Source organism: Stenotrophomonas sp. CFBP 13725 (assembly GCF_014841935.1).
Lineage (GTDB): Bacteria > Pseudomonadota > Gammaproteobacteria > Xanthomonadales > Xanthomonadaceae > Stenotrophomonas.
This window is the reverse complement of record NZ_JACYUV010000004.1, coordinates 135,666-158,964: the sequence shown is the minus strand read 5'-3', so window position 1 is coordinate 158,964 and position 23,299 is coordinate 135,666. Positions and strand designations below refer to the sequence as shown.

The 23,299-nt window shown below is 67.6% G+C and carries 10 protein-coding genes; 4 read left to right on the top strand and 6 right to left on the bottom strand.

Going from position 1 to position 23,299, the window contains the following annotated elements:
• Positions 1–26: 26 nt before the first annotated feature.
• From gspG to purL, 6 genes are all read right to left on the bottom strand, one after another.
• Positions 27–461 (bottom strand): type II secretion system major pseudopilin GspG, encoded by a 435-nt coding sequence (gene gspG / locus IFT65_RS08850; protein WP_188326036.1) that lies wholly within the window; start codon positions 459–461, stop codon positions 27–29.
• A gap of 48 nt (positions 462–509) precedes the next feature.
• Positions 510–1,730, bottom strand: a complete 1,221-nt coding sequence (locus tag IFT65_RS08845) for a type II secretion system F family protein (RefSeq protein ID WP_192081159.1) — start codon at positions 1,728–1,730, stop codon at positions 510–512.
• A 2-nt stretch (positions 1,731–1,732) separates the two neighbouring features.
• Positions 1,733–3,457, bottom strand: a complete 1,725-nt coding sequence (gene gspE, locus IFT65_RS08840) for a type II secretion system ATPase GspE (protein WP_192081348.1) — start codon at positions 3,455–3,457, stop codon at positions 1,733–1,735.
• Between the two features lie 138 nt (positions 3,458–3,595).
• Entirely contained in the window at positions 3,596–5,494 is a 1,899-nt protein-coding gene (locus IFT65_RS08835) for a S8 family serine peptidase (protein ID WP_192081158.1), read from the bottom strand.
• Between the two features lie 159 nt (positions 5,495–5,653).
• Positions 5,654–13,297, bottom strand: coding sequence for an ESPR-type extended signal peptide-containing protein (locus IFT65_RS08830; RefSeq protein WP_192081157.1), 7,644 nt, complete (start codon positions 13,295–13,297; stop codon positions 5,654–5,656).
• A 450-nt stretch (positions 13,298–13,747) separates the two neighbouring features.
• Positions 13,748–17,632, bottom strand: coding sequence for a phosphoribosylformylglycinamidine synthase (gene purL / locus IFT65_RS08825; protein ID WP_192081156.1), 3,885 nt, complete (start codon positions 17,630–17,632; stop codon positions 13,748–13,750).
• A gap of 147 nt (positions 17,633–17,779) precedes the next feature.
• Here purL and IFT65_RS08820 point away from each other — a divergent pair, with 147 nt between their 5' ends.
• The 4 genes from IFT65_RS08820 (at position 17,780) to IFT65_RS18695 (ending at position 23,269) form a co-directional block, all read left to right on the top strand.
• Positions 17,780–18,592, top strand: a complete 813-nt coding sequence (locus IFT65_RS08820) for a hypothetical protein (RefSeq protein WP_192081155.1) — start codon at positions 17,780–17,782, stop codon at positions 18,590–18,592.
• Positions 18,593–18,673: 81 nt separating this feature from the next.
• Positions 18,674–19,297, top strand: a complete 624-nt coding sequence (locus IFT65_RS08815; RefSeq protein ID WP_192081154.1) for a hypothetical protein — start codon at positions 18,674–18,676, stop codon at positions 19,295–19,297.
• A 162-nt stretch (positions 19,298–19,459) separates the two neighbouring features.
• Positions 19,460–20,938, top strand: coding sequence for a hypothetical protein (locus IFT65_RS08810; RefSeq protein ID WP_192081153.1), 1,479 nt, complete (start codon positions 19,460–19,462; stop codon positions 20,936–20,938).
• A gap of 237 nt (positions 20,939–21,175) precedes the next feature.
• Positions 21,176–23,269 carry a glycosyl hydrolase family 18 protein gene (locus IFT65_RS18695; RefSeq protein ID WP_249405107.1) on the top strand — a complete coding sequence of 698 codons (2,094 nt, stop codon included), beginning with the start codon at positions 21,176–21,178 and terminating at the stop codon, positions 23,267–23,269.
• The last annotated feature ends 30 nt before the right edge of the window (positions 23,270–23,299 follow it).

Below are 23,299 nucleotides of genomic sequence, written 5' to 3'. Positions count from 1 at the left end.
GGAGCGGACGGCCCCTGTTTTCAATGTCACTGCTCGTAGCGGATGTCCGCATCGAAGCTGCTGCCGCCGGGCTTGCCATCCTTGCCCAGGCTGATCAGGTCGTAATCCTGGCTTTCACCGGGTGCGCGGTAATCCAGCGGGCGGCCCCACGGATCGTCCAGATCCGATGCCTTCGCATAGGGTCCCATCCAGCCATTCACACCGGCCGGCTGAGTGACCAGTTCGTCCAACTTGGCCGGCAGGCGGTTGGTATCCAGACGGTAGTTGTCGATCTTGCTGGCGACGGTCTGCACCTGCGCCTTGGCGATGTTGGCCTTGCCACGATCGGCACCGCCGAGCACACGGCTGGCGACCAGGGTGAGCACCGCGCCGATCAGCACGATGACGATGATGATCTCCAGCAGGCTCATGCCCGACTGGTTGCGCGGCGAAGAAAAGCGGGGAGTGGCACGTCGTTTCATCAGCAGGTTCCTTGTTGCGGGAGTGCACGTCATTGCAGTGGGACGGATTCAGCCAATCGCGTTGGTGAGGTCATACATCGGCACCAGCACGGCCATGATGACAAGCCCCACCACCGAGGCCAGTAAGAGGGTGATCGCCGGCACCATCGCCGACAGCAGGCGGTCGATGCTGCGTGCGGTTTCCTGTTCGAAGGTGTCGGCCGTCTTCAGCAGCATGGCATCCAGCGCGCCGGATTCCTCACCGACCTGGATCATCTGCAGGGCCAAACGGGGAAAGCGCTTGCCGCGTGCCAGTGCCGCAGACAGGCCGTTGCCACTCTTCACTTCGTCGCTGGCGATGTCGATGTCGGCAGCCAGCGCGCGGTTGCCCAGCACGTTGCGCGCGATGCCCAGTGCGGCCAGCAGCGGCACCCCGTTGCGCAGCAAGGTGCCCAGCGTGCGCGCCAGCCGGGCGGTTTCGAGCTTGCCCAGCAGTGCGCCGATACCCTTGCGTCGCAGCAGCCAGCCATCCAGTGCGAGGCGGAACGCCGGCTGCCGTGCCTTGCGCTCCAGCAGCCAGGCGATCGCGGCGGGAATGACGATGATCCAGATCCAGCCATCACGCACCACCAGGCCCACCTGCAGCACCAGTTGGGTGAACCATGGCAGCTCCACGTCCAGGCTTTCATACATCTGCGCGAACTGCGGCACCACGTAGCCCAGCAGGAAGAGCAGCGCACCGCCCACCACCACCAGCAGGATGGCGGGATAGATCAGCGCGTTGACGACCCTGCCCTGCAGCGCGCGGCTGCGTTCCAGGTAGTCGGCCAGGCGCTGCAGCGTGTCGTGCAGGCTGCCACCGGCCTCACCGGCGCGCACCATGTTGATGTACAGCCGCGAGAACAACCCGTGCTGGCGTTCCAGTGCGCTGGACAGCGACGCACCGCCCCGCACGGTGTCGCGGATTTCGCTGATGACCCGACGTGAGCGCTCGTCTTCGGGCAGGCTGAGCAGGATGGTCAGCGCGCGGTCGAGCGGTTGGCCCGCGCCCAGCAGCGTCGACAATTGCTGGGTGAACTGCAGCAGCGCAGCGCCCTGCATCGGCCGGCTCTTGAACAGGGAGCGCAACTGGCCACCGTCCATGCCGCCTTCACTGGCCAAGCGGGTTTCCATCGGCAGGTGGCCCTGCTCCTGCAGGCGCACGACCAGCTCGGCCTGGCTGACCGCCTCCATCTGGCCGTCCACCATGTCGCCCTGTGCATCCAGCGCCTTGTAGCGGTACAGCGGCATGCTCAGCTTTCCTCGGTGGTACGCAGGACTTCTTCCAGCGTCGTCTGCCCGGCCAACGCCTTCAGCAGACCGTCTTCGTACATCGTGCGCATGCCGCCATTGCGTGCGATGCGCTCGATCTCACCCATGCCTTCGCGACGCATCACCGCGCGGCGCAGCTCGTCGTTCATCACCAGGAACTCGACGATGGTGGTGCGCCCGAGGTAACCGGTGGGCGCGATCACCGAGGGTCGCGGGCGGAACAGGTGGATCGTGCCGTGCGGCTGCAGACGGCGCAGGTCGAAGCGCTCGATCTCTTCCGGCGATGCTTCATAGCGCTCGGCATGGGTCGGCTCCAGGCGGCGCACCAGGCGCTGGGCCAGGATCCCGTTGATGGTGGAGGTCAGCAGATAATCCTCCACGCCCATGTCGAGCAGACGGGTGATGCCACCTGCGGCATTGTTGGTATGCAGCGTGGACAGCACCAGGTGGCCGGTCAGCGCGGACTGGATCGCGATGCGCGCGGTTTCCAGGTCGCGCATCTCGCCGATCATGATGATGTCCGGATCCTGGCGCACGATGCTGCGCAGCGCATTGGCGAAGTCCAGGCCGATCTGCGGCTTGGCCTGGATCTGGTTGATGCCTTCGATCTGATACTCCACCGGGTCTTCGACGGTGATGATTTTCACGTCGGCGGTGTTGAGCTGGCTCAGCGCGGTGTACAGCGTGGTGGTCTTGCCCGAGCCGGTGGGGCCGGTCACCAGCAGGATGCCGTGCGGTTGCTCCAGCACCTTGCGGAACGCCGGCAGGAACTCCTCGGTGAAGCCCAGCCGTTGGAAATCGAACACGACGGTTTCACGATCCAGCAGACGCATGACCACGCTTTCGCCATGCGCGGTCGGCACGGTGCTGACGCGCAGGTCCAGCTCTTTGCCCTGCACTCGCAGCATGATGCGGCCATCCTGCGGCAGGCGACGTTCGGCGATGTTGAGCCGCGCCATGATCTTGATGCGGCTGATCACCGCAGCGGTCAGGTTGGACGGAGGGCTCTCGCCTTCGATCAGCACGCCATCCACGCGATAGCGCACCTTCAGCCGCGTCTCGAACGGCTCGACGTGGATGTCCGAGGCACGCAGTTCCACCGCACGCTGGATCACCAGGTTCACCAGACGGATCACCGGTGCTTCAGAGGCAAGGTCACGCAGGTGCTCGATGTCATCGACCGCGGCGCCCTCGCCATCTGCGGTTTCCACGATCGCCCCCATGGCGCTGCGACCCTGCCCATACCAGCGCTCGATCTGGTCGTCGATCTCGGCACGCTGGCCGATACGCGGATGCACCGGCACGCCCATCGCCAGCGAGATTGCCTGGCACGGATAGGGATCGTGGGCGTCGGCCTGCCACAGCAGCAGGCCGCTTTCGTCCAGCGAAATCGGGCAGACGTGGAACTGCTTCAGGAAGCGCAGCGTCACCGGCAGGGCATCGGCCAGCGAGGGCGGCGGTGCATCCGGCATCTGCCGTGCATCCAGCAGTTCGATCCCGAGCAAGTCGGCGGTGGTCTGCGCCTGGTCCCGTTCGGACACCAGGCCTAGGCGGACCAGCAGCGACAGCAGGCTGCCGCCCGATTCGGCATGCAGGGTGCGCGCGCGGGCGAGATCGGCTTCCTTCAACCGACCGCGCGCGATCAGCGCATCGATCAACGGCGCTTCAGCAGTATTCACGTTGGCAGGGTCGACAACCGCGTTCACAGAAAGCCTCACGTGCAATCGTCCAGACTGTAGCAGCATGCCGTCGGCTGCTACCGTTCAGATCGGAAAAAAGCACGACTGCATCAATAAAAAGGCCCGCCAGGTTCACTGGCGGGCCGGGTACGTCAGAGACGCAACTTACTGCGTGGCAAGCAGGGTCACGCCGGAGAACGCTGCGTCACCCACCACCTTCACGTAGTACGTGCCGGCGACCGGCGCCGTGATGCGTACGGTTTCCGCATTGCCGGTGCGCGAGGACTTGGCGGTCCACGCCACGGTGGAGGTACCGTTGTCCGCGCCCACGTGCAGCGAGATGTTGCCAGTGCCGCCGTAGGTGACGAAGCTGACCGGCTTGCCGGCTGTCGCCACGAAGCTGTACAGCTTCTCGCTGCCGCTGGCACCGCTGATGCCGGCCACGGCGACCTTGTTGGTCAGCGGGGTGGCAGGCGGTGCGCAGTTCTCGGTGCACGGCTCCTTCAGCGCCTCATCCAGCGCGGCCTTGGCATCGACGATGCCGGTGCCGATCGGCGTGCCGGCCGGGATGGTCACCGGGAACGCACGCGCGGTCTGCTTGAGCAGCGTTTCCATCTCTGCCGGGGTCAACGGGTCACGGTCGGCATCGGCCAGTGCGCCCTGCACCAGCGCCGCCACACCGGCGACATGCGGCGAGGCCATCGAGGTGCCGGCCATGCCCATGTAGGTGAGCGTGCCGGAGGTGGGCGTGGTGGCACCGTTGTAACCGGCCTGCCACACATAGCCACCCGGATTGCCATCGACACCGCCGCCGCCGCCCGGTCCGGACAGATCGACGACCGGACCGAAGTTGGAGTAGGACGCAATGCCACCGGTGATCCGGTTGGCGCCGACGGCGATGACGTTGTTGCAGCTGGCCGGGCGGAAGTTGGCCGCGTTGGACGCCGAGTTGCCCGCCGCGACCACCACGATGGTGCCGCGCGACACTGCGCCGTTGATCGCGTCCTGGTATACCGCGTCGCAGGCCGAACCGCCGCCCAGGCTCATGTTGATGATGTCGGCCGGGGTGGTGTTGGCCGGCACGCCGGTGACCGTGCCACCGGACGCCCAGGTGATCGCATCGGCGATGTCGGACAGGTAGCCGCCACACTTGCCGAGCACGCGCACCGGCAGCACGCTGGCCTTGTGGGCCACGCCGGCCATGCCGACGCCGTTGTTGGTGGCTTCGGCGATGGTGCCCGCGACGTGCGTACCGTGCCACGAGCTGTCTTCGGCCAGCGAGCCGGCATAGCACTCGTTGTCGTTCTCGACCCAGTCACCCATGTCCAGTGCACCCGGTACGCGCTCATCGGTTGGACGGCGCGAGGTCTCCGCATCGCTGATGAAGTCGTAGCCCGGCAGCAGCGCACCGCTGACGAAGTCGGGATGCTGCGGCAGGATGCCGGTGTCGAGCACCGCTACCACCACGCCTTCGCCTGCGGCGATATCCCACGCCGCCGGTGCGTTGACACCGCCGGTGGCGCTGCTCAGGTGCCACTGGTACTGCGCGTAGAGCGGATCGTTCGGCACCAGGGACGGCGTTGCATCTGCCTGCACCACGGCGCGGGCGCGTGCCGGCGTACCGGCATCGATGGCGTACATGCGTGCATCGGGCACGGCGTACTGCACGGCCGGGTCGGCGCGCAGTTCAGCCAGCACCTTGTCCAGGTCGGCAGTGCCAAGGCGGGTCTTCAGGCGGATCAGGTCCGCGCCGACGCCGAGCCTGCGCACGACCTGTGGGCTGAACGCAGCAGCGCGCGCGGTGGCGGTCGCCTTGTTGCCGGACAGCGTGGCACGCGACAGCGCACCGTTGACGACGCCGACCTTGGCTGCGCTGCTGCCCGCAGCGACGCTGCCGGCCTTGTACTTCACGATGATGCCGTTCACGGCCTGCTGCTGCGCGGCGGGGGAATGCAGGGGCGCGCTGACCTTGAGGTCGGCGGCCTGTGCCATGCCCGCACCCGCCGTCAGGGACAGCACAGCAGCGGCGAGAACGTTGGTGCGGAGGTTGTGCTTCTTGATCACGTCGAAATCCTCTTCTGGGTCGTTGGTGGTACCAAACCTGCGGCCTTACTTCCTTGCGACTACCCCGGGCGGGCCACGCCCGGGTTGCCGTGACCCGCCCCCTCAGGCTTCACTGGCGGGCGGCGACCGGCGGCCGCCGCCGTTTCTGTTGCCGCGTCCTTACCAGCCGAAGCCAGCACCGACGCCTACGGAACTGTCATCACTGCTGAACGCGCCGCCGAACGTCACCGTGGCGCGATCACTGACCGCACGCTGGTAGCCCAGCGACAGGGCCGATTCGCCGCCCTGGAAGCCGACGCCGACGCCGACGCGGTTCTGGGTGCGCACGCCGGCGGCACTGGTTGCCATGTTCAACATCGCCGCGCTCATCGCGCCCTGCTGGTCGATGCGGCGGTCCATGTTGCGCAGCTTGCCGTCCACTTCGCCCTTGAACACATCGACGCTGTCGGCGACCGTTTTGAAGCGGGTGTCGGTGTAGCTGTTGGCCGAGGCTACGCCGCTGTCCAGCTGGCCTTTGTTGACCGCGTCGGTCGCCTGCGTGCCGGCCGCCACGTTGGTGACCTGGCGCTCACCGCCGACGCTGCCGACGGACACCGAGTTCGCACGATCCGCGACCGAGCCCTGGCCCAGCGCGACCGAGTTGTCGGCCGATGCCGTCGCACCCAGGCCGATCGCGGTCGCCCCGGCGCCGCTGGCGACGGCTCCCTGGCCGACAACGGCCTGCGCACTGACGTCAGCCGTCGGTGCGGCCACCGGACGCGAACCACCCGCCGCCGTTGCCGGTCCGGTTCCACCGGCTGCCGGTGCAGGCGACGCACTGATCGGCGCCCCCGATGCCAGGCTCTGGCCCATCGAAGAAACCCGAGAGTCCAGCGCAGTCAGCGCGTCACCCACGTTGTTGTAGGTGTTGCCCTGGATGACGTAGTTCGGCGCGACGAACACACCCTGCAGGCCCACGCTGGCGCCGCCGCCGAGCATGCTGGCCGCGTTGCTGAGCGACTGGAACAGCTGGCCCCCGTTGACGGCCTGGCGGCTGTCACCGCTGATGCTGCCCGCGGCGACGTTGTCCACCACCGTGCCCTGCTCACCGTTGAAGGTGATCTTGCCGTGCTGCGAATCGTCGTAGGCCAGCGTATTGGCCTGGGTGGTCTGGATACCGCCGATGCGGCTGTCGATATCGTCGACCTTGGTTTCCACCGCGCCGACGCGCTGGTTGGTGCGGTTGAGCTGCGAACCGGTGACGGCATCGCTGCTGTCGGCGGTCAGTCGACCTTCGGTCACGTTGACGATGCGGCGGGTGGCCGGAGAACTGGTCCCGTTACCGCCACCGACCGACACCACGTTGGCTTCCAGCGCTTGGGATCCCGCACCCAAGGCGACACTGCGCGCACCGCTGGCGAGTGCGTCACCACCGAGAGCCAGCGAAGCCGAGCCGGAAGCGACTGCCGAGTTGCCGATCGCGGTGGCGTTGAACGCCGTGGCCTGCGATAGACCACCGATGGCCGTGCTGAAGTCACCGCTGGCATCGGCACGGAAGCCCAGTGCGGCCGCAACGCTGCCACTGGCCGAGCTTTCCGAACCCACGGCGGTCGCCGCATCGCCTGCCGCCGTACTGACGTAGCCCACGGCCACCGATTGCACACCGGAGGCGGCCGAGGACGCGCCGGTCGCCGTGCTGCCGTCGGCACTGGCCACGCTGCCCGCACCGAAGGCGGCACTGACTTCTCCTGACGCCACGCTCCCCGCGCCGTTGGCGGTCGCGTACTCCGCCGACGCCAGCGCGTTGCCGCCGCTGGCGCTGGCATTGGCGCCCACCGCCTGCGCATTGAAGCCGCTGGCCGTTGCGTTTTCGCCGTTTGCCAGTGCGTTGAAGCCGACCGCCGTTGCATTGTTGCCGGCCGCCGTGGCGCCGCTGCCCAGGGCAACGGTACCGTCACCCAATGCATTGGCGGCTTCACCTGCCGCCAGTGCGTTGTCACCTGTCACCAGGGCACCGGCGTCGCTGTCTTCGCTGCCGCTGACGGCGAAGTACTTGCTGCCGGTCCCGCTGGCGTCGGCGACGGCCTGCAGCTGCGCCAGATTCACCGCATCGGTGGCTTCACTGCCTGCCGCCACGTTGGTGATCTGCCGCGTCGCGCCGCTGGAGCCGACCGACACGCTGTCGTCGCGGTCGGCGATGGAGTCCGCACCCAGCGCCACGCTGTTCAGGCCTCGCGATTCCGCTGCATTGCCCAGCGCCGTACTGTTGACGCCCGGCGACCAGGCACCACCACCGACGGCGGTGGAGTAGTTGCCGGATGCCTCGGTGGCGAACAATCCACCCAATGCGCCACCGACGGCCACGCTGTTGGTACCGCTGGCGATGCTGGCCTGGCCGGCGGCCGTGCTGTAGGCACCGCTGGCCACCGAATCGCCACCCAGGGCGACCGAGTTGGAACCGGACGCGTTGGCGAAGCTGCCCAGTGCCGTGGCGTTGAACGCCGTGGCCTGCGCGTAGCCGCCCACCGCCGTGGTGTAACCCGCCGTGGCTTCTGCTGCGAAGCCGAAGCTGGCGGCCGTGGTGCCGATGGCCACCGCTTCGGAGCCCACCGCCGTCGCACCGCTGCCATCAGCCGTGGTGAAGTAACCCACCGCAACCGCTTCTTCGCCGCTGGCTTCAGAGAGCACGCCAGCGGCTGTGCTGCCGTCGCCGCTGGCGACGCTGGCGGCACCGTAGGCGGCGCTCTGTTCACCCGAGGCCAGGCTTTCAGCGCCGCTTGCAGTGGCGTACTCGGCCGATGCGACCGCGTTGGCACCGCTGGCGCTGGCGTTGGCCGCAAGGGCCTGCGCATTGAAGCCGCTGGCGAGCGCGTTCTCACCTTCTGCCAGCGCATTGAAGCCGACGGCTGCCGCGTTGGGCCCGTTGGAGGTCGCACCGCTGCCCAACGCGATGGCGCCATCGCCGATCGCGTTGCTGGCCTCACCGGCGGCAAGTGCGTTGTCGCCGCTTACCAGTGCGCCGGCATCGCTGTCGTCGCTGCCGCTGGCCTGGAAGTACTTGCTGGTGGCTTCACCCACCGAGGCCACGGCATTGAGCTGGTCCAGATTCACCGCATCGGTGCCCTGCGTACCGGCGGCCACGTTGGTCACCTGTCGCTCGTTGCCGGCGCTGCCCACCGATACGGTGTTGTCACGGCTGGCCACCGAGTCGGCACCCAACGCGACCGAGTTGATCGCCGATGCGCTGGAGAAGTAGCCGATCGCCGTGCTCTGGTCACCGGTGGCAAAGGCCAGGGTGCCCGCCGCCGTGGAATTGTCACCACTGGCCTGCGCACCTGCACCTACAGCCGTGGCGGCTTCGCCGCTGGCTTCGGTGGAGATGAACAAGCCCAAGCCGGGCAGCAGATCGACCGGGCCACCGATCGCGGTGCTGCTGGTGCCGGTCGCGACCGTCTGCGTGCCGATAGCGGTGGAGTAATCGCCGATGGCGTTGGATACCGCACCGAAGGCCGCGGACTGTGCGCCGGAGGCATAAGCCCCCAAGCCGTAGGACGCCGCACCGAAGCCGCTGGCGACGGCGCTGGCACCGACGGCGGTGCCACCGAGCCCGGCGCTGGTGGCGCCGGTATCAACCGGTACACCGCCGTTGGTGATCAACGGATTGCCGTCTTCATCGACCGCCACGCCGCCGACCGCGACGCTGCCCGGACCGGTGGCCTGTGCGTTGTTGCCGAAGGCGGCACTGTTCTGCCCGGCTGCCAGCGCGTTGAAGCCGACCGCTGTCGCGTTCTGGCCTGCAGCGGTTGCGCCGCTGCCGAGTGCCGACGCACCGTCTGCCAGTGCGTTGGACGCCTCGCCGATGGCCGTTGCGTTGGCACCGGACGCCAGTGCGCCGGCGTCGCTGTCTGCGCTGCCGGTGGCCTGGAAGTACTTGCTGGTGGCCTCGCCTGCGGCCGCGACCGCATCCAGCTGGTCCAGGTTCACCGCGTCGGTGCCTTCGGTACCTGCCGCTACGTTCGTGAGCTGGCGTTCGTTGCCGGCGCTGCCGATGGCGACGCTGCGATCACGCGCTGCCACCGAACCGGCACCCAGCGCGACACTGTTGTCACCGGCCGCACTGCTGCCCGCCCCCAGGGCGATGGCGCTTTCGCCCAAAGCCTCGGAATTGGTGCCGATGGAAATGCTGTTGACGGTGTTGCCCAGAGCCTGGAAACCCATCGCGATGCTGTAATCGCCATAACCGAAGGCCCCGCGACCCACCGCGGTGGAGCTGAGGCCATCGGCCCAGCTGTTGTAGCCGATGGACGTGGAGCCACTGCCGCTGGCCCACGACGCCAGACCGAAGGCCGATGCATTGGTGGCCGTCGCCCATGCGCTGGAACCGAACGCGGTGGCGCCGTTTGCGGTGGCGAAGCTGTAGCCGCCTACGGCCGTGGTTTCGTCGCTGCTGGCCCAGGCACTGTCACCCAGCGCCACGCTGTAGCTGCCGACCGCACGCGCCTTGTTGCCGCCCGCAAAACTGTTGTCACCGGTCGCCTGCGCGCCCGAGCCGAACGCATTGCTGACCAGCCCGGTGGCCTGTGCCGCGTTGCCTACCGCCGTCGATCCCGCGCTGGCACTGGTGCCGGCCAGCACGGCGGTGCCGTCCGGGTTGGTGAGCGGCGAGTTGTACTGGTCATACGCTTGGCCGAGGCCACCGATGGCCACGGCCCCTTCCCCGCCGGCACTGGTATTGCGCCCCAGCGCAACGCTGTCGTTGCCGACTGCGGACGCACCTGCGCCCTGCGCTACCGCGCCGTCACCGATCGCATTGCTGGCGGATCCGACCGCAACAGCGCCTTCGCCTTCGGCCCACGCACCGGTGTCGGTGCCGGTTTCCGGCTGCGCCTGGAAATACTTGCTGGTGTTTTCCGCACCCGCCGCGACGGTGTTCAGCTGGTCCAGGTTCACCGCATCGGTGCCTTCGGTGCCGGCCGCCACGTTGGTGATCTGGCGCTGCGCATCGGCACTGCCAACCGACACGCTGTCGTCGCGGTCGGCGATCGAATCCGCACCCAGCGCCACGCTGTTGGCGCCCTGCGAGGTGGCTGCATTGCCCAGCGCGGTGCTGTTCACCCCGGGCGACCATGCACCACCGCCGACGGCGGTGGAATAGTTGCCTGATGCTTCAGTGGCCAGGATGCCGAACAGCGCGCCACCTACCGCGACGCTGTTGGTGCCGCTGGCGATGCTGGCCTGGCCGGTCGCCGTGCTGTAGCCACCGCTGGCCACCGAGTCCGCGCCCAGCGCCACCGAGTTGTCACCGGTGGAGGCACTGTTGGTACCCACCGCCGTCGAGTAGTCACCGGTGGCGTTGGCCACCGCGCCGAAGGCGGACGCCTGCGCGCCGCTGGCATACGCGCCCAGGCCGAACGAGGACGCCGCAAAACCGCTCGCATCGGCGCTGGCACCGACCGCGGTACCACCCACGCTGGCGCTGGTGGCGCCGGTATCAACTGGGACGCCACCGTTAGTGATCAAGGGGTTGCCGTCTTCGTCCACCGCCGCCCCGCCCACTGCCACGCTGCCGGGGCCACTGGCCTGGGCGTTGTTGCCGAAGGCGGCACTGTTCTGGCCGCTGGCCAGTGCATTGAAGCCGACGGCAGTGGCGTTGCTGGCGACCGCCGTAGCGCCGCTGCCAAGGGCCGTGCTGCCATCGGCCAGCGCGTTGGACGCCTCACCGATGGCCGTTGCATTGGCGCCGGCGGCAAGTGCACCGGCGTCGCTGTCCGCGCTGCCGGTGGCCTGGAAGTACTTCGCCGTGGTGTCAGCCACGCTGGCAACCGCGTCCAGCTGGTCCAGGTTCACCGCATCGGTGCCCTCGGTACCTGCCGCGACATCGGTGATCTGGCGCTCGTTGCCGACGCTGCCGACGGCGACCGAGTTGGCCCGCACGGCTTCGGAATTGGCGCCCAGGGCCACGCTGTTGGCGCCCCGTGCGGTGCTGTAGAAACCGACGGCGGTGCTGTCTTCACCACTGGCCCAGCTCTGCGCGCCAAGCGCGCTGGCGCGGTCCCCCGGTGCATACGCGAAATAACCCACTGCAGTAGCCTGCTCGCCGGACGCTTCCGTCAGCGTGCCGCTGGCCAGGCTGAGATCACCGCTGGCGATGGCGCCGGCGCCGACGGCCGTGGCCGATTCGCCGCTGGCCTGGGTCTGCACGAAGATTCCCAGGCCCGGAATCAGGTCGGCAGGTCCGCCGATGGCGGTGCTGCTGGTGCCGGTGGCGACCGACTGGGTGCCGATGGCCGTGGAGTAATCCCCGATGGCATTGGACACCGCACCGAAGGCGGACGACTGTGCGCCGCCGGCATACGCCCCGAGACCATACGACGAGGCAGCGAATCCACTGGCTTCGGCGCTGGCACCGACGGCCGTGCCACCTACGCTGGCACTGGTCGCGCCGGTATCCACCGGCACCCCGCCATTGGTGATCAGCGGGTTGCCGTCTTCATCCACGGCCACACCGCCTACTGCCACGCTGCCCGGGCCACTGGCCTGCGCGTTGTTGCCGAAGGCCGCGCTGTTCTGGCCACTGGCCAGTGCATTGAAGCCGACAGCGGTTGCATTGCTGGCTACCGCTGTAGCGCCACTGCCGAGCGCCGTACTGCCATCGGCCAACGCGTTGGATGCCTCACCGATGGCGGTCGCATTGGCGCCTGCGGCCAACGCACCGGCATCGCTGTCCGCGCTGCCGGTGGCCTGGAAATATTTGGCCGTGGTGTCGGCGACCGCAGCCACCTCGTCCAGCTGGTCCAGGTTCACCGCATCGGTGCCTTCGGTACCGGCCGCCACGTTGGTGACCTGGCGTTCCAGCCCGGCCGAGCCAACGGACACGCTGTCCACGCGGTCGGCATACGAGCCTGCGCCCAGCGCCACGCTGCCCGCGCTTTCGGCCACTGCACCGGCGCCCAGCGCCGTGCTTCCGCTACCCACGGAAAACGAGCCACTGCCGACGGCAGTGGAATAACGGCCTGCTGCTTCGGTCGCGTACTGACCGTCCAGGGTACCGCCGACGGCTACTGAGCCTTCGGCAGTGGCCAAGGCGGCATCACCCAGCGCCACGGCGTTGTTGCCGGAGGCCACGCTGCCGGCGCCCGCGGCCGTAGCCGACGCACCCGATGCGGTGGCAGTGCCGGTGCCGCTGGCCTGGAAATAGTTCGCGGTGTTTTCGGCGATGTCAGCGACCGCGTCGAGCTGGGCGACATTCACCGCATCGGTATCTGTCTCTCCGGCCTTGACGTTGGTGATCTGGCGCTCGCTGCCGACGCTGCCGACCGACACGCTGTCTGCCCGGATCGCGGTCGAATCCGCGCCCAGCGCCACGCTGTTGCTGGCCGATGCGACGCTACCCGCGCCGAGTGCGGTGCTGCTGGTGGATGTGGCCTGCGCGCCCCCACCGAAAGCGGAGGAGAGTGATTTGCTGGCGACGGTGTCGGCGCCGATGGCCACGGCGTAGAGGCCGTTGGCTGCGCTGTTGTCACCCACGGCCACCGCATTCGGACCGGAAACAACAGCGCTGCCGGTCACCACGCATTGCGCCAGCGTTCCGTCCTCCAGCCTGCACTCTTCGGTACCGCCTACAGCCAGTGACTGGGCATGGGCTTGCGGTGTGAGCGCGCCCCATCCCAAGGCCATGGCCAGTGATGCCCCAACCAGGACCGGTCCAGTGCCTCGGCGGCGCTTGTCGATGACGTTGCCGGGCTGATCGGACGAGGCCAGTTCAGAGGCCACGACCAGCTGTCCGAGTGCTTTGTTCCAGACCTTGCGATAAATCCGATTCATCTGAGTACGACTCCTGGTTGGACTGGTTTTCGGGCAAAGCAACGCCAGCGCCGGGTGCAATGACCCAACGTCCCCTGAGGGCGCTTGATTCGCGTGATTTACTGCAGTTGCCGGGCCGCTGGCAGTAGAACGTGGTGCGCTGCCTACGGACCGACGGAAGAGGTTGACTGAATGTTTCCAGAACGAGATAGAGGTTTAACGTGAACGTTTCCTGACGTCAATAGCTTGACGCAGAAAAAGAAAACGACGTGATGCCCGTCTCGAATACGGCCATTCATGAGTCGATTGCGTCAGGCTGTAACGACCATGTAACGCACGTGGTCGACGCGTATTCACCCACACATCGGCGGGCATCGTCTTCGATTTGAGTCGGGCAAGAAAAAACCCGCCGGTTGCCCGGCGGGTTCTCAATACGGGAGCGGATTGGCGCTACGCATCACTGAACTGCGTTCATCCGCACCATGCGCGTGCGTTGCGGAACATCCGCATCCACGGCGAGTCCCCCTGCCACTCGGGCGGAGCCCAGCTCAGGTTGAGTGCGCGCGCGGTGCGCTCCGGGTGCGGCATCATGATCGTGACCCGGCCGTCGGTGGTCGTCAGCCCGGTCATGCCGTCCGGCGAGCCGTTGGGATTGAGCGGATACTGGCTGGCCACCTTGCCATCGCCGTCGATGAACCGCAGCGCCACCCGCGCCGCCGCCTGATCCACGGCATTGTCGAACACCGCGCGTCCTTCGCCATGCGCCACCGCCACCGGCAGGCGTGAACCGGCCATGTCGCGCAGCAGGATGGACGGCGACTCCACGACCTCCAGCAGCGACGTCCGTGCCTCGAACTGCTCGCTGGCATTGCGACGGAACTGCGGCCAGTGCTCGGCACCGGGGATGATCGCCTTCAGCTGGCTGATCATCTGGCAGCCATTGCACACACCCAGCGAGAAGCTGTCCTCGCGCGCGAAGAAGGCGGCGAACGCATCGCGCAGCGCATCACGCTCCAGGATCGAGGTCGCCCAGCCACGACCCGCACCCAGTACGTCGCCATAACTGAAGCCACCGCATGCCACCAGCCCGCGGAAGTCCTGCAGCGCGACCCGACCCTCGATCAGGTCGCTCATGTGCACATCGAACGCGCGGAAACCGGCCCGTTCGAACGCGTTCGCCATTTCAATCTGGCCGTTGACGCCCTGCTCGCGCAGGATCGCCACGGTCGGCCGGGCACCGGTCTGCACGTACGGGGCACCGATATCTTCGTTGAGGTCGAACGACAGTTTCGGCTTCAGGCCGGGGGCGCTGAAGGCCCGCGCCACCTGATGTTCCTGATCGGCGTTTTCCGGGTTGTCGCGCAGCTTCTGCATGGCATGGGTCACCGACCACCAGGCATCGAACAGCGCTTCCCAGCGCCACTCGACCAGGCTTTCACCGTGCAGGGTCACCCGCACCACCGGTGCCGTGGTCGGGCGGGCGATGCGCTGCGCGCATTCGGTCAGCGCATGGCGCTCGACCAGGTCAGCGAAGGCGGCGCGGTCCTCGCGTGCCACCTGCACCACCGCGCCCAGCTCTTCGTTGAACAGGCTGCGGAACGGATCATCGCCCCAGGCATCGAGCAGGATGTCCAGCCCCAGGCGCGAAGCGAACGCCATCTCGCACAAAGCGGCAAATGCGCCGCCATCGCTGCGATCGTGGTACGCCAGCAGCACGCCGGCCTGGCGTGCATCGCGGATCAGTTCGAAGAACGCGCGCAGGCGCTGCGGGTCATCCAGATCCGGCGCCGTGCCACCGAAGGCAGGCAGGCCACTGTGGTCGGCATGCACCTGGGCCAGGATCGAACCGCCCATGCGCTGCTTACCGGCCCCCAGGCCGATCAACCACAGCTCGCTGTCCACGTCGCGCTGCAGCAGCGGAGTGAGCTGCTGGCGCACGTCGGCCACCGGGGCAAACGCGGTGATCACCAGCGACACCGGCGATACGCTCTTGTGTGCCTGGCCGCCATCGTGCCACTGCGCCTGCATCGACAGCGAATCCTTGCCCACCGGGATGCTGATATCCAGCTGCGGGCACAGTTCCATGCCCACGGCCTTGACCGCGTCGTACAGCAGGGCGTCTTCACCGGCGTGGCCGGCAGCCGCCATCCAGTTCGCCGACAGCTTCACTTCGTCCAGCGCATCCACCGGCGCAGCGCACAGGTTGGTGATCGCCTCGCCGACCGCCATGCGCGCCGAAGCGGCCGCATCAAGCAGGGCCAGCGGCGTGCGCTCGCCCAGCGACATCGCCTCGCCGACCACACCGTCGAAATCGCCCAGGGTGATGGCCACGTCCGCAACCGGCACCTGCCATGGGCCGATCATCTGCTCGCGCGCGGTGAGGCCACCGACGCTGCGGTCACCGATGGTGATCAGGAAGTTCTTCGAGGCGACGGTCGGGTGTGCCAGTACGCGAAGGCCAGCTGCGTGCAGGTCCAACCCGCCGGTCTTCAGCGCGGGCCAGCGCGGTGCAGGCGGGTGGCTCGCGTCACGGTGCATCTTCGGCGGCTTGCCGAACAGCACGTCCATCGGCAGGTCGATCGGGGAATCGGCCGGAATGCGGCCCGGCACGGCGCCGTACGCCACCACCAGGTGTTCTTCCGTCGTCGCAATGCCCACCGCAGCGAACGGGCAGCGCTCACGCGCACACAGCGCGGCGAACGCATCCAGACGTTCCGGTGCGACACCCAGCACGTAACGCTCCTGCGACTCGTTGCACCACAACTGCATCGGCGACAGCGACGGGTCATCGGTCGGCACTTTGCCGAGGTCGATCACCCCGCCCACGCCGGAATCGTGCAGCAGCTCCGGAATCGCGTTGGACAGGCCGCCCGCACCGACGTCGTGGAAGAACTTGATCGGGTTGTCGAGCCCCATGCCGACGCAGCGGTCGATCACTTCCTGGCAACGGCGCTCCATCTCCGGGTTCTCGCGCTGCACGCTGGCGAAATCCAGGTCTTCCGCGCTTTCGCCCGATGCCACCGACGAAGCGGCACCACCGCCCAGGCCGATCAGCATCGCCGGGCCGCCGAGCACGATCACCACGTCACCGGCCTGCAGCGGCAGCTTGTCCACCTGTACGCGGTCGATGGCACCGAGCCCACCGGCCAGCATGATCGGCTTGTCATAAGCGCGGGTCAGCGCGCCGCCTTCGGGAAGCTCGAAGCTGCGGAAGTAGCCCAGCAGGTTCGGACGGCCGAATTCGTTGTTGAAGGCCGCACCGCCCAGTGGGCCGTCCAGCATGATGTCCAGTGCCGGCGACATGCGCGGATTCAGCGCGCGCGGCGCTTCCCAGGGCTGCGGCAGCGTCGGGATGCGCAGGTGCGAGACCGAGAAACCGGTGAGGCCTGCCTTGGGCTTGCCACCGCGTCCCGTCGCCCCCTCGTCGCGGATCTCGCCGCCGGCACCGGTTGCCGCACCGGGGAACGGCGCGATGGCGGTGGGATGGTTGTGGGTTTCCACCTTGATCTGGAACGCACTCGGCAGCACCGCTTCGCTGCGGTACTCGCCCGTGGACGGGTCCGGGCGATAGCGTGCCGCCGGGTGCCCTTCGATCACCGCCGCATTGTCGCTGTAGGCGCTGAGCGTGTGCTGCGGGGTCTGCTGGTGGGTGTTCTTGATCATCTTGAACAACGACCGGTCCTGGTCCTGCCCATCGATGGTCCAGCTGGCATTGAAGATCTTGTGCCGACAATGCTCGGAGTTCGCCTGCGCGAACATCATCAGTTCCACGTCCGAGGGCTTGCGTCCCAGCTGGGCGAAGCGCTCCCGCAGATAGTCGATTTCGTCCTGCGCCATCGCCAGGCCGAGGCGCTGGTTGGCACCGTCCAGATCCTCCAGCGCGATCCGCTCCAGCTCGCCACGCGGCAGCGCGTTGAACAACGCCTGCCCCTGCTCGACGGTCTCAAGCACCGACTGGGTCATGGGATCGTGCAGCGCCTTTACCAGCGCCTGCTGGACCTGCGGGTCGGCAGGCCAGCCCAGCAGGTCCAGGCGCAGGCCACGTTCGACCCGGCTGACCGGCTGGCCCGCTCCGCGCACCAGTTCGGTCGCCTTGCTCGACCACGGCGACAGCGTGCCCAGGCGCGGCACCACGAAGCGCTGCGTCGCACCGGCGGCCAAGGGCTCAGCGTGGTCGCCAGCCTCCAGGATCCGCCGCAGGGTGGCGGCATCGGCCTGCTGCTGGCCTTCGGGCTGCACGAAATACACATGCCAGGCACCGCTGATGCGCAGATCGGCGGCAATGGACTGCAGGCGGGATTCGAGACGTTCGCGGCGGAACGCCGACAGGGCAGGCGCGCCCTCGAGGACCATCATGTCCGGGGAACCGTGGTTGGAAACGGGCCCGATAGTGTACCGGAAGCGGGCCGCCGGCCCGGACTCGCAAGGTATGCGCGAAAACTGGCGGTCGCCCGTCGCAGACCCGGCGACCCTGCGGCCTGTCTTTTGTCCCAGGCCGTCTCCATGCCACCCAACCACGTCAGTGCGCCTGCCCTCTCACTGGCCAACCTCGCCTCCGTCGTCGTTGCCGCCCAGCAGAAACGCCTCGTCCCCCAGCTCACGTCACCGCTGCTGCCCGCCCGTGTCGTCAACGGCGCTCGTCCCTTCCCCGCCGAAGCGCTGGCCCGTCCCCACGGCACCCTGACGGGCACGCTGACCGTGCTGCCCCCGCTGCGGATGGGTCTGGCGCAGATGGCCGCTCCCGGCCGACCGACCCCTGCGGCGTTGATCGCGATGCCGGTGGTACCGCATATGCAGCACCCTCCCCACGCGGCAGCGCAGGCGCCAGCTCCCTCGAAGGCGGCCCCGCACAACGCGGCTGCCTGCCAGCAGGTATGGGAACGCATCCGGGCGGTACGTGCCGACTGGATGCTGCGCGACACAGGCCAGCATCCCGCGCAGCAGGGGCTGAACGCGAAGGACAACGGTGCAGCGCGTCAAAGCAGCACCGAGGCGCTGGAGGCGGCGGACAGGGTGCGCGCCGTGCGCAAGCTCTGGCACGGGCGCGAGGCGGAGCAACTGACGGCGGCCTCGCCGCCCAGCCAGCAACGGCCAACGGTGTCGATGCCGCAACCGTCGGCGGTATTGCTGCAGACGATGGCCCTCCATCGCAGCAGGTCGCCCGATCCCGCACGCCTGGAGGATCTTCTGCGCGGCCTCATCCCCAAGCCGTCCGAGATGATTCCCCATCCCCCGCATAAGTATCCGACGTTGCCGCAACGCAGTGAGTTCCATCTGTTCGGTATCAAGCGCGCACTGGATCGCCTGCGCGGATAGGACGGCTGCGCCATTTATGGCGGCCGCCGTCAGACGCAGCAGGCACGCTGCACCCCCTCATCCTTCCCGTGAGACATCTCGATGCTGATCCATCCCTCCCCGTCCTTCACCGCACGCGCCGTTTCACTCGCCGCGCAGACCGTGCAGCGGTCGACCCACCTGACGCCTTCCCAGGTACGAAATGCCGCCACCGGCAGATCGGGCTACCAACCGCTTACGCAGGCCGTGATGAACCGCCTGTCCGGCGCGGCAGACCGCTTGCCGAAACCCGTTTTTACCGTGGCACCCCGTGCCGCGACCCGTGCGCTGGCAGGTGCATCGATGCGCCCGCCCGCCAGCGTGAGCGCAACGCGCTGCGCCTTCACCGGACTGGCGTTGCGCAATGGACGGTTCAGTGCTGCTGCCGCACTGGCATCGCTCTCCAACGCGTCGCGCGCTGCACGCACGACCGCCGCACCGCCGCCGGCCGCCAACTTCAGTCGCAGCGTGGTTGCGGTTGCGGTTGCGGCTGCCGCAGCCGTTGCCGCACCCGTCCCGCCCAAGCAGGAGGCCGCCCCGCCCACGGCACCGCTGCCATCACCTTCACGGCCCACAGCGGGCGCAGGCGAGGCTGCCTTGAAACGCATTGCCCATATCCGCCAGCAGTGGCAGAGCGGTTTCCATGACGTTCCCTACGCTTCCAGAGCGGTCAGCCGCACGCTCTGATCGGGCGATCGACGCCTGCCCGGCCCGCCTCCATCCCACCCGGCCGCAGAGGGCGGAACTGCATCTGTACGCGATCAAGCGCGCCCTTGACGGTCTGCGCGGCCGCAGCTGAGCGCCCACGCCCGCATCCCACCCTTGCCCTCCATCCCTGCTGGAACTCTCATGCCTGCCACTGCCGCCTCTCTTTCCCCAATCGGGCACGCCACACGAGCCGCCAGCAAGCGGGTTAACTGGGTGGATCCGCCGCGCCGACCGCAGAGCCTGCCGCTCAAGGGCGTCGGCAACACGGTGCCGCACCGTCACGCGCATGGTCTCCTCCCGACGCTACCGCAGATGCTGCCGTCGACGGTACCGGTGTCGGCACAAGCGCGGTTCCAGCATCTGCTGGACCAGTTGAAGCTCACACTGACCGACACATCCAGCGATGTATTGAGGGCATTGCGGGATGAAGCATGGGCCGGCACGCTGCAGGGGCAAGTGCTCAGCGAGAGCGACCAGTCCTGCCTGGCAGCGGGCCTGACGCTGCACCTGCTTGAGCAATCGGGCGTGTGGAACGAGGGCATCGGGGATCTGCTGCCGTTGATCGTCAATGTGCCGAGCTGGCCCGCTGGGCGCGCGCTGCGCATCGTGGATTCAGACCACGATGCCATCCACCTGTACCGCCCGGGCGAGCCTGAGCTGTGCCACCGCAACGGCGGCGCCGAGTTGCCCGCGCCGGCCGAAGACGAAATCGTCCTGCTGCGGCACGAACGTCACTTCAGCCTGATCCGGCGTGACCAGGAACAGGCCATCGAGCAGGTGGCGGATGATGGCGACTGCTTCTTCAGCTGCATATCACGAGCGCTGAAGGCCAGCGACGTAGCCGGATCCAACCATGGGATGCGCCTGGCCCTGGCCGACCACATCTGGAACACGCCCGAGCTGCTGCAGGTTGCAGGTGCACAGGAAGGCAGGTTGCCAGACACAGGGCCACCGCGCGATCCCCAGGTCTCAGACATCCCGCCACCGCCCCGTGAAGCATCCTCGGCGTCGACCGAGTCCACCCTGTCTGCGAACGTGCTGCCGGTGGATCCCTCCGCGGATTTTATCGCCTGGTGCACTCCCTTGGCACTGGATGCCTACCACAAGACCATGGACCGGCTGATCAGTGAGGACGTCTACGGGCCTGCTGCCCTTGAGGAGCTGCATCACCATCACAGCGCCCGGATCCTATCCAACCTGCGCGTTGGGCCGGACGGTCTGTGGCCTGGGTCTGCGCGGGCCGAAAAAGTGCGGCAGGAGCTCGATACCGCGTTCGCTGGCTATCAAGCGACGAACACAAACGCCCTTAATCCGCGGCAAGAGAAGATCAAAGCACTACATGAAACGGCCATTACGACCTACATCGCACAGATTGACGAGGCACTGGAAACGCCAAAGGAAGGCGAAAGCCTGCCTGAAGCACAAGCGCGGATACGCGCTGCGGTCGAGGACGATTTCTGCACGGCGATCGTGGACACAGTCCACTCCGACGAGCCGTTTGAAGGGCATCTGGCGGCAATCCGCGCTGAGATCGAAGCGTACTGGACCGACAGCGTCATTCCCCGGGCGGTGAAATCCGAGCGCGCACCCGAGGCAGGGCGCGCCATTCCCCGCGCCTGAGACACAGCCAGGCGCTGCTATGTGACCGGTTCATCACCGGTCACATAGCTGACGCAAATAGCGCACTGGCTCACAGTTTATTGCTGCGATCGATGACAACGTTGTCTCCACCGCGCGCCAACTGACTGTGTCGCGGTGCGTCCGCCCCTCCGCTGCCTGTCCGGTGGCGTCCGGACCTGCGTTACGCGCGGCGCCATCGGGGCCCGCGCGACACCCTGATTCGATCGGAGACCCATCATGCATGACCCGATTGCACGCAGTGCCGCTCGTCCCGCCCGCCCGTTCCATCACCGTCCTGCCTGGCTGCTGGCGTTGGCCATCGGCGGCAGCCTGCCTGCCTTGGCACAGGCCGCCAACTGCACCGGCGTCGGCCAATGGGACCAGGCGAAGATCTACCGCACCGGTGACACCCTGCAGAAGAACGGCGTGCTGTACCAGGCCAGACAGGACATCTGGAACGCACCGCCCGATCATCCGGCTGGCGCGCCGTACTACACCAACCTGGGCACCTGTACCGGCAGTGGCAGCAACCAGCCCCCGGTGGTCACCCTGACCTCGCCGTCCAACGGCGCCCTCTTCAGCGCTGGCAGCACGGTGTCGGTCACGGCCAACGCCAGCGATGCCGACGGCAGCATCAGCAAGGTCGAGTTCTTCCGCGGCGGTACCTCGCTGGGTATCGACACCAGCGCGCCCTACAGCGCCAGTTGGACCAACGCCAGCGCCGGCAGCCACACCCTGCGCGCGGTGGCCACCGACAACGGCAACGCCACGGCCAGCACCGCCACGATCACCATCACCGTCAATGCCGCCAGTGGTGACACCACCGCACCCAGCGTGCCGGGCGGGCTGTCGGTAGGCACCCGCACCGCCAACAGCGTGGCCCTGAGCTGGACCGCCGCCAGCGACAACAGCGGCGGCAGTGGCTTGGCGGGCTACGACGTGTATCGCAATGGCGCCCTGGTGGGCTCGCCCTCCAGCCCATCCTATGTCGACGGCGGCCTGCTGCCTTCCACCGCCTACAGCTATCGCGTGCGGGCGCGCGACAACGCCGGCAATGCGTCGTCCCAGGGCAGTACCGTCAGCGCCACCACCCTTGCCGGCAGCGGCGGCGGTGCAGGCAAGCGGGTCATCGGCTACTTCACCCAGTGGGGTATCTATGGCCGCAATTATCGGGTCAAGAACATCGATGCCAGTGGATCGGCCGCGGGCCTGACCCATATCAACTATGCGTTCGGCAATGTGCGCAACAACCGCTGCGAAGTCGGTGTCACCCAGCCGTCCGATGCCAACACGGGTGCCGGGGGTGACGCCTTCGCCGATTACAGCAAGGCCTTCGGGGCCGGTGAGAGTGTCAGTGGCAGTGCCGACGCGTGGGACCAGCCGCTGCGCGGCAACTGGAACCAGCTCAAGCAGCTCAAAGCCAAGCATCCCGGCCTGAAAGCGCTGATCTCGCTGGGCGGCTGGACGTGGTCACGCGGCTTCTCCAGCGCCGCGCGCCCGGAAAACCGCCAAGCCTTCGTGGCCTCGTGCATCGATGCCTACATCCGCGGCAACCTGCCCGTTACCGACGGGGCGGGCGGTGCCGGCGCCGCGTTGGGGGTGTTCGATGGCATCGACATCGACTGGGAATACCCCGTGGCCTGTGGCATCGCCTGCGGCACGCCGGAGGACAACGCCAACTTCACCGCACTGCTGGCCGAATTCCGCCGCCAGCTGGATGCGGTGCGTCCTGGCCTGCTGTTGACGGTGGCGGTCGGCGCCGGCATCGACAAGATCCGCGTCACCAATCCAGCGGCGTACCACCCGTATCTCGACTACATCAACGTGATGACCTACGACTTCCACGGCGCGTGGGACCCGCGGACCAATCATCACTCCGCGCTGTTCAATGCCGCTGCCGATCCGTCCACCGGTGACCAGTTGCAGTACAACAGCAATGACGCCATCGAAGCGTTCCTGGCCCGCGGTGTGCCCGCCTCCAAGCTCAACCTGGGCATCGGCTTCTACGGCCGCGGCTGGAACGGCGTAGTGGGCGGTAACAACGGCATGTACCAGACCGCATCCGGGGCAGCGGCGGGCACCTACGAGGCCGGCATCGAAGACTGGAAGGTGCTCAAGAACCTCGGCTGGCCGACCTACACCGACACCGCGGCAGGCGCCACCTGGGCATACAACGGCAGCACCTTGTGGAGCTATGACACCCCTGCCAACGTGACCCGCAAGATGACCTACGTCAAAGCCCAGGGACTGGGCGGCGCATTCTTCTGGGAGTTCAGCGGCGACGATGCACAGGGCACCTTGTCGCGCAGCATCAGTGATGGCCTGAAGTAACGAGCATCAACGCCCCCCGGCCAATGCCGG

Coding starts and splice junctions, on each gene's coding strand:
- gspG (WP_188326036.1), bottom strand. CDS start 461: ATGAAACGACGTGCCACTCCCCGCTTTTCTTCGCCGCGCAACCAGTCG.
- IFT65_RS08845 (WP_192081159.1), bottom strand. CDS start 1,730: ATGCCGCTGTACCGCTACAAGGCGCTGGATGCACAGGGCGACATGGTG.
- IFT65_RS08830 (WP_192081157.1), bottom strand. CDS start 13,297: ATGAATCGGATTTATCGCAAGGTCTGGAACAAAGCACTCGGACAGCTG.
- purL (WP_192081156.1), bottom strand. CDS start 17,632: ATGATGGTCCTCGAGGGCGCGCCTGCCCTGTCGGCGTTCCGCCGCGAA.
- IFT65_RS08820 (WP_192081155.1), top strand. CDS start 17,780: ATGCCACCCAACCACGTCAGTGCGCCTGCCCTCTCACTGGCCAACCTC.
- IFT65_RS08815 (WP_192081154.1), top strand. CDS start 18,674: ATGCTGATCCATCCCTCCCCGTCCTTCACCGCACGCGCCGTTTCACTC.
- IFT65_RS08810 (WP_192081153.1), top strand. CDS start 19,460: ATGCCTGCCACTGCCGCCTCTCTTTCCCCAATCGGGCACGCCACACGA.
- IFT65_RS18695 (WP_249405107.1), top strand. CDS start 21,176: ATGCATGACCCGATTGCACGCAGTGCCGCTCGTCCCGCCCGCCCGTTC.